We start from the raw sequence: 16607 nt of genomic DNA, 5'->3' as shown, positions 1-16607 counted from the left end.
CCTCACTGAGGTGCCCGTTTTGTTTGTTCTGAGAATCTAGAGGATATCTGACAGTTAAAGGGAGCAAACTCGCCTAGTCTTTGCCTTGCAAAATTTCTACCCACGGTAAATCTGCATCACCGAGTACAATGAAGTTCGGGTTTTCTAGCGTTTCTCTTTCATTGTACGAAAGCGGTTCTAGTTGAGTACTTAAGATACGTCCGCCAGCTTCTTCAACAATGCACTGCGTTGCGGCGGTATCCCACTCTCCGGTTGGTCCAAGGCGCAGATAACAATCCACAGCGCCTTCTGCGACTAAACAGGCCTTAAGCGCTGCTGAGCCTAGAGGAACCAAATCATAATTCCATGCTGAGCTCATACGGCTAGTGATGCGATTGATGTCCTGGCGACGGCTGATCGCCATGGCGATTGACTGGTTTGGCAGCTCGTGACGATGCGTTTTGATTTTCACGCTGTCATTAAGGTCTGGGATCTTCCAAGCGCCTTTGCCACTGTAAGCGTAATAGCTCACACCTGAAACGGGTGCGTATACCACGCCCATCACTGGCTTGTTATGCTCGATTAGGGCGATAATTGTCGCGAAATCACCACTTCGTGCGATGAACTCCTGGGTGCCGTCCAGTGGGTCAACTAACCAGTAGCGATCCCATTGAGAGCGTTGCTCTAGGCTGATGTCGGCGTCTTCTTCGGATAATACGGGAATATCAGGCGTCAATTCACTGAGTTTTTTTAATATCAGCTTATGTGCTGCAAGATCGGCACTGGTTACTGGAGTGTCATCACTCTTAATGAACTCTTCGTAATCCTTTTTCTCGTAGATCTCTAAGATGAGTTGACCAGCAGAGCGAGCAATCTCAATGACAGAGGGTAGGAGGTGAGACAAATCTTTTGTTATTGGCATAAATGTTTTCTTACTCTTAGAGCGAGCCTGAATGTTCTAGTTATTGTTTAATACACGAAGGCTTAAAAGCAGGGCTGTAATACTCCGAGCCTCACAGAAATCGAGATGTGTTAACAGTTCTTCGGCTTGAGCAAGTGGCCAGCGCACAATATCGAGAGGCTCTGGCTCATCACCTTCTAGCTTTTCTGGGTAGAGGTCTTCTGCAATAAACAGCGTCATTTTGCTAGAGAAGTAAGAGGGTGCAAGGATCACTTCCTTCAGCGGAGTAAGCTTGTTGGCACCGAAGCCTATCTCTTCTTTGAGTTCGCGAACGGCGGCTTCGTTTGGCTGCTCACCTGGATCAATCAGCCCTTTTGGAAAGCCAAGTTCGTAGCGTTCAGTTCCCGCTGCATATTCACGTACTAATAGAATATCGCCTTGCTCAGTAATAGGAACCATCATCACTGCGTTGCGCCCGCTGGGCTTCATGCGTTCGTAAGTGCGCTCTTCGCCGTTTGAAAAGCGTAAGTCGAGAGACTCGATAGAGAATAGTCTTGATTGAGCGACAGTTTGTTTAGCCAAAATCTCTGGCTTGGTCCTTTTCGTCATTGCGCTCGCTCCTTAGCTCATTGGAATTCTTTCTTATAAAGTCATTCTAATATAGGGGAAATGACCTTGAGTTCCTAGATCCGAGTTTTCATATCCGAAGATTATTGAAGCAGGAATCGATTACGATCACTTGAATACCTTACTCAAGATGGTAACGAGGTGAAAATATGGTTGTATAGCAAAAGAGTATAGAGAGAACGCGATAGTCCTAACTTGCTTATCCACATAACAAAAAAGGTTGATGCTTGCGCATCAACCTTTCAAATAACAACTAACACTAAATCAGTGATTAGTAGTAAGAGTGCTCACCACGATCGTGCTCAGTTGCATCACGAACAGCAGTCAGTTCACCTTCAAACTGTTGAAGAAGTTCTTTCTCGATGCCTTCTTTTAGCGTTACATCAACCATAGAACAACCGTTACAACCACCACCGAATGCTACAATAGCTGCGCCGTCTTCAGTGATTTCTACCAAGCTAACGTGACCGCCGTGACCAGCAAGTTGAGGGTTAACTTGTGTTTGAATTGCGTATTCAACACGTTCTAGAAGTGGTGCATCGTCTGCGACTTTACGCATCTTAGCGTTTGGTGCTTTAAGCGTTAGCTGAGAGCCCATTTTGTCAGTAACGAAGTCAATTTCAGCTTCATCTAGGAACGGTAGGCTTAGCTCATCTACGTATGCAGAGAAAGCTTCGAATTTAAGCTCTGTGTCAGACGCTTCGATAGCATCTGTTGGGCAGTAAGAAACACCACACTCTGCGTTTTGTGTACCCGGGTTTACCACGAACACACGAATGTTTGTACCTTCAGGCTGCTGTGACAGCAGATTGGCAAAATGAGTTTGAGCTGTTTCTGTAATAGTAATATTTGACACGACGAATACCTGAGTAGATTTGTAGGTTATTAGCGCCATTCTACTCCTGTCAGATTTGTAATTCAGCCCTTTTTTGTTGGATTGCTGTACAAGTAGTGATTCACAGCTTTTATCCAGAGGGCTCAGGAGTGCGGCAGATGCAGTAAATATCAATCCTTTTAACGTCCACTTCAAGTAGTAATTGGCATAATTGATACACAGTACTGCCGGTGGTTACAACATCATCAATTATCGCGACGTGAGAGGGGATAGTTCCTTGAACGTCTTGTTTTCGCAGCGCAAAAGCGCTCTTTAGATTGTGTAATCGTGCGGATTTAGTCAGCCCCTGCTGGGAAGCCGTTGAGCGAATTCGACGAAAGAGCACATCACTTTCAACGCCAAGCTCTTGAGCCGTGTAGTCGGCTAGCAGCTTACTTTGATTAAAGCCGCGATGAGTATATCGACGCCAATGCAGCGGCACGCTGGTGATCAGCGGAGCAGGATATTCGATACGTGATGCCAATAGCTTAGATAGATCACGTGCAAACCAAAACTTATCAGCGTACTTCATTTGCTGAATGTAACCTGCTGTAGGGAAGGTGTAATCGCCGACACAGTAGAGGCGATGCCAAGGTGGAGGTTGAGATAAGCACTGTCCGCACTGCTCTACTGTGAGCAGTGTTTTTAAACCACATCGTTGGCAGCGTGGTACTGGCTGAAAGAGTTTGAGACAAGAATTGCACCATCGAGGATGTGTATCACTGGGCAGTTTATCAAGTTTGCACAGGTGGCATTGAGGTGTGACCAGACGTGGTGTGTGTTTTTGTAGCCAATCGGATAACATAGCTCGTGATGCTTTTGGGTTATGGTGTTCCTTTTGCTCACCATACTGAAAAGCGCGGATTATCGCTGATGGAAAAAGTAGGGAATATTGAGAATGAGTGACGCGTTATATTGGCATGTTTCTGGGCAAGGGCCTGATTTAGTTCTGGTTCACGGCTGGGGAATGAACGGTGCGGTATGGCAACAAACCGTTAATGCATTACAAGCTGATTTTCGAGTGCATGTTGTCGATTTACCAGGGTATGGACACAGCGCGCACTGCCACGCTCAAGATCTTGAAGAGATTGCTCAGCAGCTTTTGGCCGAAGCACCAAAGCAAGCGATTTGGGTGGGTTGGTCACTTGGAGGCTTGGTCGCAACGCACATGGCTCTCCATCACTCAGATTACGTGAGCAAGCTGGTGACTGTCGCCAGTTCTCCCAAATTCGCCGCTGCAAAAGAGCCCGTGTTATGGCGAGGCATTCAGCCCAACGTATTAAGCGCATTCACCGAGCAACTGGTTGAAGATTTCCAAACCACCATCGAACGCTTTATGGCATTGCAAGCCATGGGCAGCCCTTCAGCAAGGCAAGATGTAAAACAACTCAAGCAAGCGGTGCTGTCTCGCCCGTTGCCGAACCCTGACTCATTATTGGCAGGATTAAAGATGCTGTCGGATGTCGATCTGCGTGAACAACTGCCTGAGATTTCAGTACCAATGCTACGCTTGTATGGTCGATTAGATGGATTGGTGCCAATCAAGGTTGCGATAGACTTAGGCACAGCCTTGCCTCATACCGAGCAATACATATTTACCCAGTCTTCGCATGCACCGTTTATGACCGAAGCGGATGCCTTTTGCAGTGAGCTTGTCAGCTTCGCACAAAAATAATTGCTAAATATATATCCGGCTTGGTCGATATATAAGCTAATACCAATCACAGTAAGTAAGTGTTCAAAAATAGCGTAGGGAAAAGGCTTGAGAACAAGGCAGCTTTTTTTTGACAAGTAGTTTCGATAAGTAGTTATTCTACAATCAAAAAATTTAACGCCGTTATCGAGTATTTTAACAAGCTAGGATGATCAGTTATTTACTACGATTGGTATAACACCAACGTGTTGCTTGATACTCAGACCTAACTCTCTCCTGAGCTGATTGCGCTAAGTTGGGCTATGCCTGTTGTGCTGACTCACAGTACAACAGCGTTATAGCAAAAACGATGGGCGATTCTTGAGGAGAGTTCGCGATGATTGTGTCACCTGCAACTGCAGTGAGTGTGCCACTAATCGCCCCGTCCGTTAATGTGCAAACAGAGCAAGTTGCGCGTGATAATAGAGTCCGAGAGCCTGTTGCTCCCGCAGTAGCATTGGCGAGAACCAATGCAGAGCGTAAGGTAAAATCAGACGATAAACGAAGGCAGCAGTCGGCTTGGGATCCTTCAGACCATCCAGGTTATGAAATGGAGAACGAGTCAGAGGCCAATTCGGTTAGCCAAGAAGAGCCACAAGACCCTTTTGATCGGCTGTTCAGCTTATTGGCACTGAAAACATACAGTGCTGATCAAGGCAAAGGTTATACCATGCGTTTCCGCCTGCCAAAGCATGTTTTAGATGCGGCGATTCAGGAAGGACAGATGGAGAAACGACGTAAGGTCATAAAGTATCATTATGGTCATGCTGTTGCGCCTCATGCTCCATCAGAGATGTTGGTGGTCTTATAAATCAAAATTTTACGAGTCAACCAAGCTTCGATGTCTTTTTTGAACACATAATAAAAAAACCTGCATACCCTAAGGGATGCAGGTTTTCTGTTTTTAAGCTAATCCGTTTTTTAGGTGAGCTAACGGATTACTTTTTCGCTTTTGCAAAAGCAGCGGCAAATGCACCACCCATCGCGGCATTTTGTTGTGGCTCTTCACGACGGCGTTGGCCACCTTGTGAATTTTGATGCGAGCGGTTTTGTGTGCGAGGTGCACTTGAACGTTGAGCACGGTTGTCTTGTCCCGGCTCGTCCTTCATACGCATGCTTAGTGCAATACGTTTACGCTGAACATCCACTTCCATCACCTTCACTTTCACGATGTCGCCCGCTTTAACCACTTCACGTGGGTCAGAGACAAAGCGATCGGTGAGCGCTGAAATATGCACTAAGCCATCTTGGTGAACACCAATATCAACGAAGGCACCAAAGTTAGCCACGTTCGATACCACACCTTCTAAAATCATGCCCGGTTCTAGATCTGAAACACTGTTTACGCCATCGGCGAAGGTTGCAGTCTTAAATTCAGGGCGAGGGTCACGGCCCGGTTTATCGAGCTCTTTGATGATGTCGCTGACCGTTGGTACACCGAAGTTCTCATTGGTGTAATCGATGGCGTGTAAGCCACGTAAGAAGTCTGTGTTACCCACCAGAGATTTGATGTCTTTGTGGTTTTTCTCGGCAATGGTTTTCACTACTGGGTAAGCTTCTGGGTGAACCGATGATGCATCCAGTGGGTTTTTGCCATCCATAATGCGTAGGAAGCCGGCACACTGTTCAAAGGCTTTTGGACCTAAACGAGCCACTTTCTTCAACGTAGTGCGCGCTTCAAAACGACCATTCTCGTCACGGAAATCCACGATGTTCTGAGCAATGGTGCTAGACAGACCAGCAACACGAGTCAGTAGCGCGGCAGATGCGGTATTCACATCAACACCAACTGCGTTTACACAGTCTTCGACAATCGCATCTAGGCGCTTAGCAAGCATGGTTTGGCTCACATCGTGTTGGTATTGGCCCACACCGATCGATTTAGGGTCAATCTTCACCAGTTCTGCCAGTGGATCTTGCAGACGACGAGCAATAGACACCGCACCACGGATTGATACATCCATGTTCGGGAACTCTTTTGCTGCTAGTTCAGACGCAGAATACACCGATGCGCCTGCTTCGCTAACAATGATCTTTTGCGCTTTTAGGTTGCCGCGTTTAATTACGTCAGCCACAAAGCTGTCGGTTTCGCGTGAAGCCGTACCGTTACCAATCGCAATCAAATCAACATTAAATTGACGAACCATCTGCTCAACCACGTGTGCCGATTTGTCGTATTGCTTTTGAGGTGGGTGAGGGTAAATAGTTTCTGTTGCCAAAACCTTACCGGTTGAATCCACGACAGCGATTTTCGAACCGGTACGTAAACCTGGGTCCAAGCCTAAGGTTGCTCGAGGACCAGCTGGCGCTGCCATGAGTAGGTCTTTTAGGTTGGTTGCGAATACTTCAATCGCTTCGATCTCTGCACGCTCTTTCATTGCGCCCATCAATTCAGTTTCCATGTGCATAGAAACCTTGATGCGCCATGCCCAGCTAATCACTTGCTTACGCCAAGCATCCGCAGGTGCGCTGCTTAGGGTAATGCCGTAGTGATCAGAGATGATGTTTTCGCAGTATGAACCACGTACACCTTCTTCTTGCTCTGGGTCTGCGTTCATTGCCAGTGTTAAGAAGCCTTCATTACGGCCTCGTAGCATTGCAAGAGCACGATGTGACGGTACTTTGCTGAGTGTTTCGTTGTGCTCGAAGTAGTCTTTGAACTTCTCGCCTTCTTGCTCTTTACCTGTCACTACACGAGCGACTAGCTCTGCGTTGCGGTTTAGGTGTTGGCGAATCTTTTCAAGCAAGTTCGCATCTTCCGCAATGCGCTCCATGATGATCGCACGAGCGCCATCGAGTGCAGCTTTGGTATCGGCAATGCCTTTATCGCTGCTGATGAAGTTCGCCGCTTCCGTTTCCGGATCGTGCTGTGGTTCATTCCATAACGTATCGGCAAGTGGCTCTAAGCCCGCTTCAATCGCGATCTGACCTTTGGTACGGCGCTTTGGTTTGTATGGTAGGTATAAATCTTCTAGGCGAGTCTTGCTGTCTGCTTGAGTGATATCACGCTCGAGTTCTGGCGTGAGTTTTCCTTGGTCTTGAATCGACTTAAGAATCGTTTGGCGACGATCGTCTAGCTCACGAAGATAAGAAAGGCGGCTATCAAGGTTACGTAGTTGGGTATCGTCTAAGCCACCCGTAACTTCTTTACGGTAGCGGGCAATAAAGGGAACGGTGTTACCGTCGTCAATTAGGTTTACTGCGGCAGTGACTTGCTCAGAACGGACATTCAGTTCTTCAGCGATCAGTCGACAGATAGCTTGGCTCATCCGATGAATCTCTTATTTAATATCATGACAAATACATGGGGGTGAGCGTACGCTTTTTCTAGCTTTGGCTGTGTAATTATCCTGTCAGAAGTCGAATTTCCGTTTGTGATACCCGCTTTGTGCGAGATCTCTTACAAGTGATGTGAGAGTAAGTCGCTTTAGACCGATGAAATCGTCTTGATGTTACACTAAGTTGCTGATTTTATTTGACTGTGTGTTTGTGGGCGTATTTCTCACCTGAAATGTTTTTTAAGACTATCTAGGAAACACGGCCATTTGCCGTAATATTTAACTTGTCGACAGGGAGTTGGCAGGAACAGGAAAAAGCCTAATGGACTAGGTATCTTCAGGATGAAGATTTGATTACTTAGGATGAGTGGTCAGCAAGGAAGTGATAATCTCTGGATGAGATTCGCCAGTCAGGATGACAGGCTAGAATGGACACCGCTAGGATGGCGATGAACAAAAAGGAAATTGGTTAAAGGATTTAGCCACTATCAAGGAAAGATGCAGGGAGCACCTTATCTCGAAGAGATAAACAGTAGCCGGATTGCTGCGATAGAGACTTAACCCCGCTAGGCGAAAGCCTTGCGGGGTTTTCTTTTATCTGGAGTTTGGGTTTGCTGAACACTCAGTTTATCGCTAAGTGTTTATTAAGTTTGGTTATTCGTTGTCTGCGTAGCGAATCGAGTTAATGAACCACTCTTTGTCGCCTTCCGGTGTTTTTACCGTAAACTCGTCATCTACTTCTTTCTTGAGCAGAGCTCTAGCCATTGGTGAGTCGATAGAGATATAGCCTTTAGCATCGCCGTAGATCTCTTCTGGGCCGACAATTCGAAACTTCTTAATTTCCCCATCATCATTCTCAATTTCGACCCAAGCACCGAAAAATACCTTACCTTCTTGTTGTGGCGAGTAATCAACGATCGTGACATCAGGTAGGAACTTTCTTAAAAAACGCACTCGGCGATCGATCTGACGAAGTAGACGCTTATTGAAGGTGTAATCTGCGTTTTCTGAGCGATCTCCAAGGCTTGCCGCCCAAGTGACTATCTTAGTAATTTCAGGGCGTTTCTCGTGCCATAAGTGGTCATGTTCTGCTTTGAGCTTGTTATAACCTTCTCGAGTAATAAGTTTGGTTTTCATAAATCTGACTTAATGAAATGATGATCTAAGATAGAATATATAGAAAGGCAACATACGTTAACAATTATTTAGGCGACTTTTTCTCCAATAATGTTACATTTTTAATGTCTTATACCAATATACAATTTACCAAGAATGCTTAACCTTAGGTTTAAGCTTTAATAGGTGGAACCATTACATGCAAGAAAACTACAAAATTTTAGTGGTCGATGACGATGCTCGTTTACGTGCACTGTTAGAGCGCTATCTGTCAGAGCAGGGCTTTCAAGTGCGTAGCGTGGCAAACAGTGAGCAGATGGACCGCCTGTTAACCCGTGAAAATTTTCACTTGATGGTATTGGATTTAATGTTGCCGGGCGAAGATGGTCTATCGATCTGTCGTCGTCTACGAAACGCAAACAACTCGCTACCAATCCTGATGCTTACTGCAAAGGGTGATGAAGTGGATCGCATTGTGGGCTTGGAAGTGGGTGCTGATGATTACCTGCCAAAACCATTTAATCCACGTGAACTGCTTGCTCGTATTAAAGCTGTACTGCGTCGCCAAGTCATTGAAGCACCGGGTGCACCAAGCACAGAAGAGTCTGTGGTTGAGTTTGGTGAGTTCCGCTTGAACTTAGGTACTCGCGAAATGTTCCGCGGTGAAGAGCCAATGCCGCTTACTTCGGGTGAATTTGCGGTTCTTAAGTCCTTGGTAACGAATGCTCGTGAGCCAATGTCTCGCGATAAGCTGATGAACATGGCTCGTGGCCGTGAGTATTCAGCAATGGAACGTTCTATCGATGTTCAGATTTCACGTCTGCGTCGTCTAGTTGAAGAAGATCCAAGCAAACCTCGCTACATCCAAACGGTGTGGGGCTTGGGTTATGTATTCGTTCCAGATGGCAAAGCTGTGTAATTCAGCTTAATAAGCTCTACAGTAGCTTTATCGATTCTGTGAATCTTACGGGTCATCTCATTAATATGCGATGGCCCGTTTTCTATTCAGCACAATGGTTTAGAGTTATAGTCATATAACACTTTCTTTATCTTTCTACATCTCGGGTACCCCATGCGTATACGTAGCTCCTTTACTCAGTCGATAGTGCTTTTCTTAACGCTATTGGTCGCTAGCCAAATTTTTTCTTATTACGCGGTGTTTAACTATGCGTTGATGCCAAGTTTGCAGCAGTTTAATAAGATTTTGGCTCACGAGCTAAACCTGGTATTGGACCAAGGCAGTGATATCGAGATCGATGCGCCATTGCGTCAGCGTGTGCTTGAACAGCTCGGGGTAACCGTTCACGCCAAGGGCAGCGAAGCGGCGGGTGAGTATTACCATGCGGTCGCAATCGACCTGATGAGTGAGGAGATGACCAAGGAGCTGGGTTCTGAAACTGAAGTGCGGCTGATCTTGGGTAAAGAGAGCTATGTGCTTTGGATGGACATTGCGCAGTTACCCAACTCTTTAATTCGTATTCCGTTATCAGAGCTGCAAGAAGAGGATTTTGCACCACTGTTTCGTAACAGTCTGATCATGGCGCTGTTGATTGTCGCAGGTGGTTGGCTGTTTATCCGATTGCAAAACCGTCCGTTGATAGCGCTAGAGAAAGCGGCGCAAGGTGTCGGGCGAGGTGATATTCCACCGCCATTGCCAGTTCAAGGTGCACAAGAGATTCGCTCGGTAACTCGAGCCTTTAACCAGATGTCGAAAGGCATCCAAGAGCTAGAAGAAGACCGCGCCTTGTTGATGGCGGGTATCAGCCATGATTTACGTACTCCGTTAACGCGTATTCGCTTAGCGACTGAGATGATGTCACCAGAGGATGCCTACTTAGCTGAGGGGATTATCAGTGATACCGAAGAGTGTAATGAAATCATCAGCCAGTTCATGGATTACCTAAAGCCTGTCGACCGAGATTCATTCCAAGCGGTGTTTGTCGATGATATTGCTCGTGAGGTATCGAGCTCTGAGGGTGGCTACGAGGTTCAGATTGAAACCGATATTCCAGAATCGATGAAGCCAGCGCTAGGTAATCCGATCGCGATGAAGCGTGCTGTGAGCAACTTGGTGGTGAATGCGCTGCGTTACGGTAATGGTTGGGTCAAGGTATCAACTGGTATGACGGCGGATAACAAGCTTGCTTGGGTGACGGTAGAAGATAACGGGCCGGGTATTCCACAAGACCAGATCGGAAAGCTGTTTGAACCTTTCACGCGTGGTGACACGGCTCGTGGTAGCGAAGGAACGGGCTTGGGCTTAGCAATTGTGAAACGTATCGTTAGCCAGCATCAAGGTGCTGTTGTGGTCAATAACCGCAGTGAAGGTGGCTTAAAAGCGCAGATCAGTTTCCCGGTTAAGCCCTAGTTATCATCGGTCCGTTTGATGACGATAAGTTCGGTTCGGGGAACGGTTAAGAGATCCCCGACTCGGTCATTCTTCCCTCTCCGAGGATGACGAATTGCTAACCATGGACTTTGATGATGAAAGTTTACTTTGATCGTCATTCCCTATCGTGAGGAACGAGCGAATAGGGAATCTCGCTCTTGCTTGATGAAAGTAACGCACACTAAAAAGGCTTCCTTGAGGAAGCCTTTTTTACGTTTGAATACGGTCTCAGTGTTAACTATGCCTTAGTGTTAACTACGCCTTAGAGTAAACATCGCGTTCACCCAACCAACGGTTGATGATCGCCTTAGCATTGTCTGGGTAGCTATCGTGAATATGACGCGCAATACGCTGCACTTCAGGTATCAAACGTTGGTCACGAATTAGATCGGCGATCTTGAAATCAGCCAAGCCAGTTTGTTTGGTACCGAGCAATTCACCGGGGCCACGGATTTCTAAGTCGCGCTGTGCAATCACAAAGCCATCGTTACTTTCACGTAGCACACCTAGGCGTTTCTGAGCGGTTTTAGACAGCGGAGAGTGATACAACAATACACAATGACTTGCGACCGAACCTCGGCCGACACGGCCACGCAGTTGGTGCAGTTGCGCTAGGCCAAGACGTTCTGGGTTCTCGATGATCATTAAGCTCGAATTCGGAACATCCACGCCCACTTCAATCACGGTTGTCGCAACCAATAGATGCAGCTTGTTCTCTTTGAACTCTCTCATCACCGCCTGTTTCTCGGCGGGTTTCATTCGGCCGTGCACCAAGCCAATTTTTACATCTGGTAGTTTGCGTTGCAGCTCTTCTGCAGTGTCGGCCGCGGCTTGCGCTTCTAATACTTCGGATTCATCAATTAGCGTACATACCCAGTAGGCTTGTTTGCCTTCATTGAGACACGCATTACGCACCCGTTCGACAATATCATCGCGCTTGGTATCAGGAATTGCCACGGTTTGAATTGGGGTTCGTCCCGGTGGCAGTTCATCAATAATCGAAGTTTCGAGGTCGGCATAGGCCGTCATTGCTAACGTTCGTGGGATTGGGGTAGCGGTCATGACCAACTGATGTGGGTAGTAGCCTTGCTTTGCGCCTTTCTCACGTAGCTCTAATCGCTGGTGGACACCAAATCGGTGTTGCTCATCAATGATCACTAAACCAAGGTTTTTGAACTCGACATGCTCTTGGAACAGGGCATGAGTACCGACCACCATTTGCGCTTCGCCACTGGCAATACGTGTTAGTTCAGTTTCACGAGCTTTGCCTTTGAGCTTACCTGCTAGCCATCCAACTTGAATACCCATTGCCTCAAACCAGTTGGCAAAGTTAATCGCGTGTTGTTCTGCGAGTAGTTCAGTGGGTGCCATAAGTGCTACTTGTTGACCGTGTTCCAATGCGCGAACCGCCGCCAGTGCAGCGACTAAGGTTTTACCAGAGCCCACATCACCTTGCACTAAACGCATCATAGGATGCGGCTTTTCCAAGTCAGCTTCGATCTCTTTGGTCACTCGTGCTTGGGCATTGGTTGGTGAAAACGGCAGCTGAGCCAGTAGCTTATCTTTAAGGGTGTTTACTGGAGGAAAAGGCATTGCCTTGTCTTGCTGCCCTTTGCTACGAACAGACAACATAGACAGGTTTTGAGCCAGTAACTCTTCCATAATTAGGCGCAGTTGCGCAGGGTGCTTGCCTTCATCAAACAGCTCTAGGTCAATGCCCGGGGGCGGCCTGTGAATGGTATGCAGTGCTTGTGCGAGGGTAATTTGGTGGTCGTATAAACCTGATGGGAGAAGCTCGTTAACTGCGGCCTTGTCGATTAGCTCTAAGGCTTGATCGGTAAGATTACGCAGCGTGACTTGTCTTAGCCCTTCGGTGGTTGGGTACACCGGAGTCAGATTGGCTTCAACGTCTGGCTGTTGCCTCGGCGCAAAGAATTTGTAGTCAGGGTGGACGATCTCAAGCCCCATGTTACCGCGCTTGATCTCACCGTAGGCATGCACTTGTTTGCCTTCAGCAAAGTTGTTCTTCATACCTGCGGTGAAGTTGAAAAAGCGTAGGGTAATGGTGCCGTTACCATCGCTGATCTTTACCGCCAACATCTTACGTTTACCGAAAATGGTATCGACATGCATGACCTTGCCTTGCACTGCAGCCCATAAGCCCGCGTGCAGTTTTACGATGGGGTAGATACGTGTTCTATCTTCATAGCGCAAAGGGAGGTGAAAAAGCAGATCTTGTACGTTGTTAAGCCCAACCTTTTCCAGTTTCTCTGCGACTTTAGCGCCGACTCCAGATAAAGAGTTGAGAGGGATAGCAGATAAAAGCTGTGACATAACAAGGCTCATAAACGTAAGAGAGATGATCTATTCAAGCATTTTACTGGATTTTTGTACAGGCAGGAATGGGAGGGAGCGCGGTAAATACTAGGATTACGGTTATAAAAATCCCCTTAAGCGATAAAGCATTAAGGGGATTTAAATTCTTGGCAAAACTATTATCAAGTTTAAACGTTAGTTCTTACGACGTCTTACTTTCAGCGCGTGTGGCATCACACGTAGCTTTTTCATAATACTTGCAAGATGAACACGATCTTTGGTGGTCAGCAAGATAGTCACTGTGTACAGGCGTCCATCACGTTCTTCAGTTGAAATACCGTGAATGTTCGAGCCTGTTTTCGAGATAACGTTAGTTAACTCAGCCAGTGCACCTTGGTGATTCTGCAGATCAACCTGAAGTTCAGCAGTGAACTCTTGGTCGTAATCGTCAGACCATTCAACCGCCATGTATTTGTCTGGTTCTTTCTGGTAACCACGAACGTTTGGACACGTTTCACGGTGAACCACAAGGCCACGACCTGGCGATACATGGGCAATGATGTGATCATCTGGAATTGGGTGACAACAGTTAGCGAACGTCAGTAGTAGACCTTCAGCACCACGGATAGCCAATTTCTTCCTTGGTGTGTCGCTGTTGTTTTCCACTTCAGTCAGTTCGTCAGCATCACCCAGTAGACGACGAGCAATAACGATACTCATCAGCTCACCAAGACCAATCGACGCCAGTAAGTCTTCAACATTGTCTAGGCGAAGATCAGACAATACGTGGTCGATATTCTCTTGGCCGATATCGCCAATAGAGTGTTCGCCAAGTGCATGATTCAGTAGACGACGGCCTAGCGTGATCGACTCTTCACGACGCATCGTTTTCAGAACCTGACGGATCTTAGTACGCGCACGTGATGTCACCACGTAGTTGAGCCATGCTGCATTCGGACGTGCGCCCGGAGCACTGATGATCTCAATAGTTTGACCGTTCTTCAGCGATTTGCTGAGTGGGTAAGGGTTCATGTCTACACGAGCACCTACACACATGTTGCCGACATCGGTATGCACCGCGTAAGCAAAATCGACCGCTGTTGCGCCTGCCGGAAGCTCGACAATGCGACCCTTCGGCGTGAACACGAAGATCTCATCTGGGAACAGATCAGACTTAACGTTTTCAATGAATTCGAATGAGTTACCCGCGCTTTGTTGCAGCTCAAGTAAGCTCTGCATCCAACGTTGTGCTTTAACCTGTGCGGTTGTGCCATTACTGCTGCGTGAGCCGTTGCCTTTGTAAGACCAGTGCGCTGCGACACCTTTGTCTGCCATTTGATCCATATCTTCAGTACGGATCTGAACCTCAACTGGCACCCCGTGAGGGCCGATCATTGACGTGTGCAGAGATTGGTAGCCGTTGGCTTTTGGTACCGCAATGTAATCTTTCATGCGGCCAGGGCGAGGCTTGTACAGGCTGTGAGCCTGACCAAGTACGCGATAACAAGTATCTGGGGTATCAACCACGACGCGGAAAGCGTAGATGTCCATAATGGTGTGGAAGCGCTGCTCTTTAGTTTTCATCTTGTTGTAGATGGAGAACAGGTTTTTTTCACGACCAAGTACGCGAGCAGGCAAACTGACCTCTTCAAGGCGGCCTTCAATTTCGCTATGGATACGTTGGATCATTTCCTTACGGTTACCACGCGCAGCTTTCACTACGTTTTTAAGTACGCGATAACGGTTAGGATAGAGGGCTTCAAAGCCCAGCTCTTCTAGTTCGGTCTTGATGTTATGAATACCAAGACGGTGAGCTAGTGGAGAATAAATCTCTAGGGTTTCACGAGCAATACGACGCTTTTTGTCAGGACGAAGTGCCCCAAGCGTGCGCATGTTGTGAGTACGGTCAGCTAATTTGATCAAGATAACGCGGATGTCTTGCACCATGGCGAGAACCATCTTGCGGAAGTTCTCTGCTTGCGCTTCTTTGCGATCACGAAATTTAAGCTTATCCAGCTTAGATACACCATCAACCAATTCAGCAACGGTATTGCCAAATTTTTCCTCTAGATCTTCTTTAGTGACATCACAGTCTTCGATGACATCATGAAGCAGAGCAGCTTGCAGGGTTTCGATATCCAGACGCATTTCTGCCAGGATTCTTGAAACAGCTACAGGGTGGATAATGTATGGTTCACCGCTTGAGCGGGTTTGCCCTTCATGGGCGTCTCTCGCTACCACATAAGATTGACGCAGAGCCTCAATTTGAGGCTCTGTTAGGTATTCTTGGGCAACGTCTTTGAGGCTATCGAATAGATACAAATTAAAGGCCCGGAAGGTTAATTAGTTCGAATGACGTTCTTAACGAGTGTGAGCGATGCTGCTTACTGCTGCAAGTTCAGCCGCTTCTTGCTCTTGTTGCTCTTGACGTTCACGAGCATCTAGTACGTCTTTAGTGATAAGACCTTCTTCGATTTCGCGAAGAGCGATAACCGTTGGCTTATCGTTTTCTTCAGGCACTAGTGAATCTTTACCGCCAGTTTGCATTTGACGTGCGCGGCGAGCCGCAATAAGAACTAGGTCGAAACGGTTGCCAACTTTTTCAACAGCGTCTTGAACAGTTACGCGTGCCATGAGGACTCCAAATAGTAATTAACTAATAAATTTTTGATGACGAGAAAGTATACAAGTTTAACTAGATACTTTCTAGATCACCGTATACTTATCTCAATAGAAAATCTAGGGGATCTAGATTATTCCGCTAATAAAGCAGTAAGCATGCCGCTGTATTTCGCTGCTTGCTTATCTTCTTTTAAGCGCTCCGCACGAATGATAGCTCTGAAGTCCATTAGGGCTGCATCAAAGTCGTCATTCACGATCACATAATCATATTCTGCATAGTGAGAAATCTCTGATTTTGCTTCGCTCATGCGTTTCGCAATAACTTCGTCGCTGTCTTGACCGCGAACATTCAAACGACGCTCTAGCTCACCATTTGATGGTGGAAGAATGAATACACTCTTCGCTTGAGGCATTTGTTCACGGATCTGACGAGCACCTTGCCAGTCGATATCTAGGAACACATCGATACCGCGGTTTAGGTTTTCTTCAATCCAAACGCGTGAAGTACCGTAGTAGTTGCCGAACACTTCAGCGTACTCTAGGAATTCACCTTTAGTAATAAGGTCTTCAAAATGATGCTTCTCTACGAAGTGGTAGTGAACACCATTTTCTTCACCAGGGCGCATACCGCGAGTGGTGTGTGAAACAGATACCTTCATTGCGTAGGTTGGATTGGTTTCTAGCATTGCTGAGATCAAGCTCGACTTACCTGCGCCACTAGGTGCAGATACGATGTAAAGAGTACCTTTGCCCATCTGTATATTTCCACTGTTGGTTGGATTGAGTGAAGGCAATAAACCTACACTTTAAAA

14 protein-coding genes are annotated in these 16607 nt (G+C 46.9%); 4 read left to right on the top strand and 10 right to left on the bottom strand.

Annotated elements, in window-relative coordinates:
• Window positions 1–73 precede the first annotated feature (73 nt).
• From cysQ to AB4154_RS12390, 4 genes are all read right to left on the bottom strand, one after another.
• On the bottom strand, window positions 74–901 hold the full coding sequence (cysQ, locus tag AB4154_RS12405) for a 3'(2'),5'-bisphosphate nucleotidase CysQ (RefSeq protein ID WP_017062477.1): 828 nt from the start codon (window positions 899–901) through the stop codon (window positions 74–76).
• 36 nt (window positions 902–937) lie between these two features.
• A complete protein-coding gene (gene nudE, locus AB4154_RS12400) occupies window positions 938–1489 on the bottom strand; it encodes an ADP compounds hydrolase NudE (protein ID WP_017062476.1) in 552 nt (183 codons plus the stop codon).
• Window positions 1490–1778: 289 nt separating this feature from the next.
• Window positions 1779–2363: a Fe-S biogenesis protein NfuA gene (gene nfuA, locus AB4154_RS12395; protein WP_004741449.1), complete on the bottom strand. Its 585-nt coding sequence runs from the start codon at window positions 2361–2363 to the stop codon at window positions 1779–1781.
• A gap of 109 nt (window positions 2364–2472) precedes the next feature.
• Window positions 2473–3186 (bottom strand): ComF family protein, encoded by a 714-nt coding sequence (locus tag AB4154_RS12390; protein ID WP_170962812.1) that lies wholly within the window; start codon window positions 3184–3186, stop codon window positions 2473–2475.
• A gap of 93 nt (window positions 3187–3279) precedes the next feature.
• On the opposite strand from AB4154_RS12390, the gene bioH reads away from it, so the two are divergent.
• Both bioH and AB4154_RS12380 read left to right on the top strand, forming a co-directional pair.
• Window positions 3280–4056: a pimeloyl-ACP methyl ester esterase BioH gene (gene bioH / locus AB4154_RS12385; RefSeq protein WP_372123178.1), complete on the top strand. Its 777-nt coding sequence runs from the start codon at window positions 3280–3282 to the stop codon at window positions 4054–4056.
• Between the two features lie 355 nt (window positions 4057–4411).
• Window positions 4412–4885 carry a hypothetical protein gene (locus tag AB4154_RS12380; RefSeq protein WP_017063078.1) on the top strand — a complete coding sequence of 158 codons (474 nt, stop codon included), beginning with the start codon at window positions 4412–4414 and terminating at the stop codon, window positions 4883–4885.
• Between the two features lie 127 nt (window positions 4886–5012).
• On the opposite strand, the gene AB4154_RS12375 is transcribed toward AB4154_RS12380, so the two are convergent.
• Entirely contained in the window at window positions 5013–7343 is a 2331-nt protein-coding gene (locus tag AB4154_RS12375; protein WP_372123176.1) for a Tex family protein, read from the bottom strand.
• Window positions 7344–8006: 663 nt separating this feature from the next.
• On the bottom strand, window positions 8007–8489 hold the full coding sequence (gene greB / locus AB4154_RS12370) for a transcription elongation factor GreB (RefSeq protein WP_017062470.1): 483 nt from the start codon (window positions 8487–8489) through the stop codon (window positions 8007–8009).
• A 178-nt stretch (window positions 8490–8667) separates the two neighbouring features.
• On the opposite strand from greB, the gene ompR reads away from it, so the two are divergent.
• Both ompR and envZ read left to right on the top strand, forming a co-directional pair.
• On the top strand, window positions 8668–9387 hold the full coding sequence (gene ompR / locus AB4154_RS12365; RefSeq protein ID WP_008218409.1) for a two-component system response regulator OmpR: 720 nt from the start codon (window positions 8668–8670) through the stop codon (window positions 9385–9387).
• A 153-nt stretch (window positions 9388–9540) separates the two neighbouring features.
• Window positions 9541–10836, top strand: coding sequence for a two-component system sensor histidine kinase EnvZ (gene envZ / locus AB4154_RS12360; RefSeq protein ID WP_102398527.1), 1296 nt, complete (start codon window positions 9541–9543; stop codon window positions 10834–10836).
• Window positions 10837–11112: 276 nt separating this feature from the next.
• Here the strand turns inward: envZ and recG are convergent, their stop codons facing one another.
• The 4 genes from recG to gmk all read right to left on the bottom strand — a co-directional run bounded on the left by recG (window position 11113) and on the right by gmk (window position 16550).
• A complete protein-coding gene (gene recG, locus AB4154_RS12355) occupies window positions 11113–13191 on the bottom strand; it encodes an ATP-dependent DNA helicase RecG (RefSeq protein ID WP_017062468.1) in 2079 nt (692 codons plus the stop codon).
• A 177-nt stretch (window positions 13192–13368) separates the two neighbouring features.
• Complete coding sequence (gene spoT, locus AB4154_RS12350; RefSeq protein ID WP_372123174.1) at window positions 13369–15495, bottom strand: bifunctional GTP diphosphokinase/guanosine-3',5'-bis pyrophosphate 3'-pyrophosphohydrolase; 2127 nt, start codon at window positions 15493–15495, stop codon at window positions 13369–13371.
• 39 nt (window positions 15496–15534) lie between these two features.
• Window positions 15535–15807: a DNA-directed RNA polymerase subunit omega gene (gene rpoZ, locus AB4154_RS12345; protein WP_009848003.1), complete on the bottom strand. Its 273-nt coding sequence runs from the start codon at window positions 15805–15807 to the stop codon at window positions 15535–15537.
• 119 nt (window positions 15808–15926) lie between these two features.
• Window positions 15927–16550, bottom strand: a complete 624-nt coding sequence (gmk, locus tag AB4154_RS12340; RefSeq protein ID WP_017062466.1) for a guanylate kinase — start codon at window positions 16548–16550, stop codon at window positions 15927–15929.
• Window positions 16551–16607 lie beyond the last annotated feature (57 nt).

The organism is Vibrio sp. 10N.286.51.B11 (assembly GCF_041469245.1).
GTDB lineage: Bacteria > Pseudomonadota > Gammaproteobacteria > Enterobacterales > Vibrionaceae > Vibrio > Vibrio crassostreae_C.
Note: the sequence above shows the minus strand (reverse complement) of the source record. Positions and strands in the feature narration are given on the sequence as shown.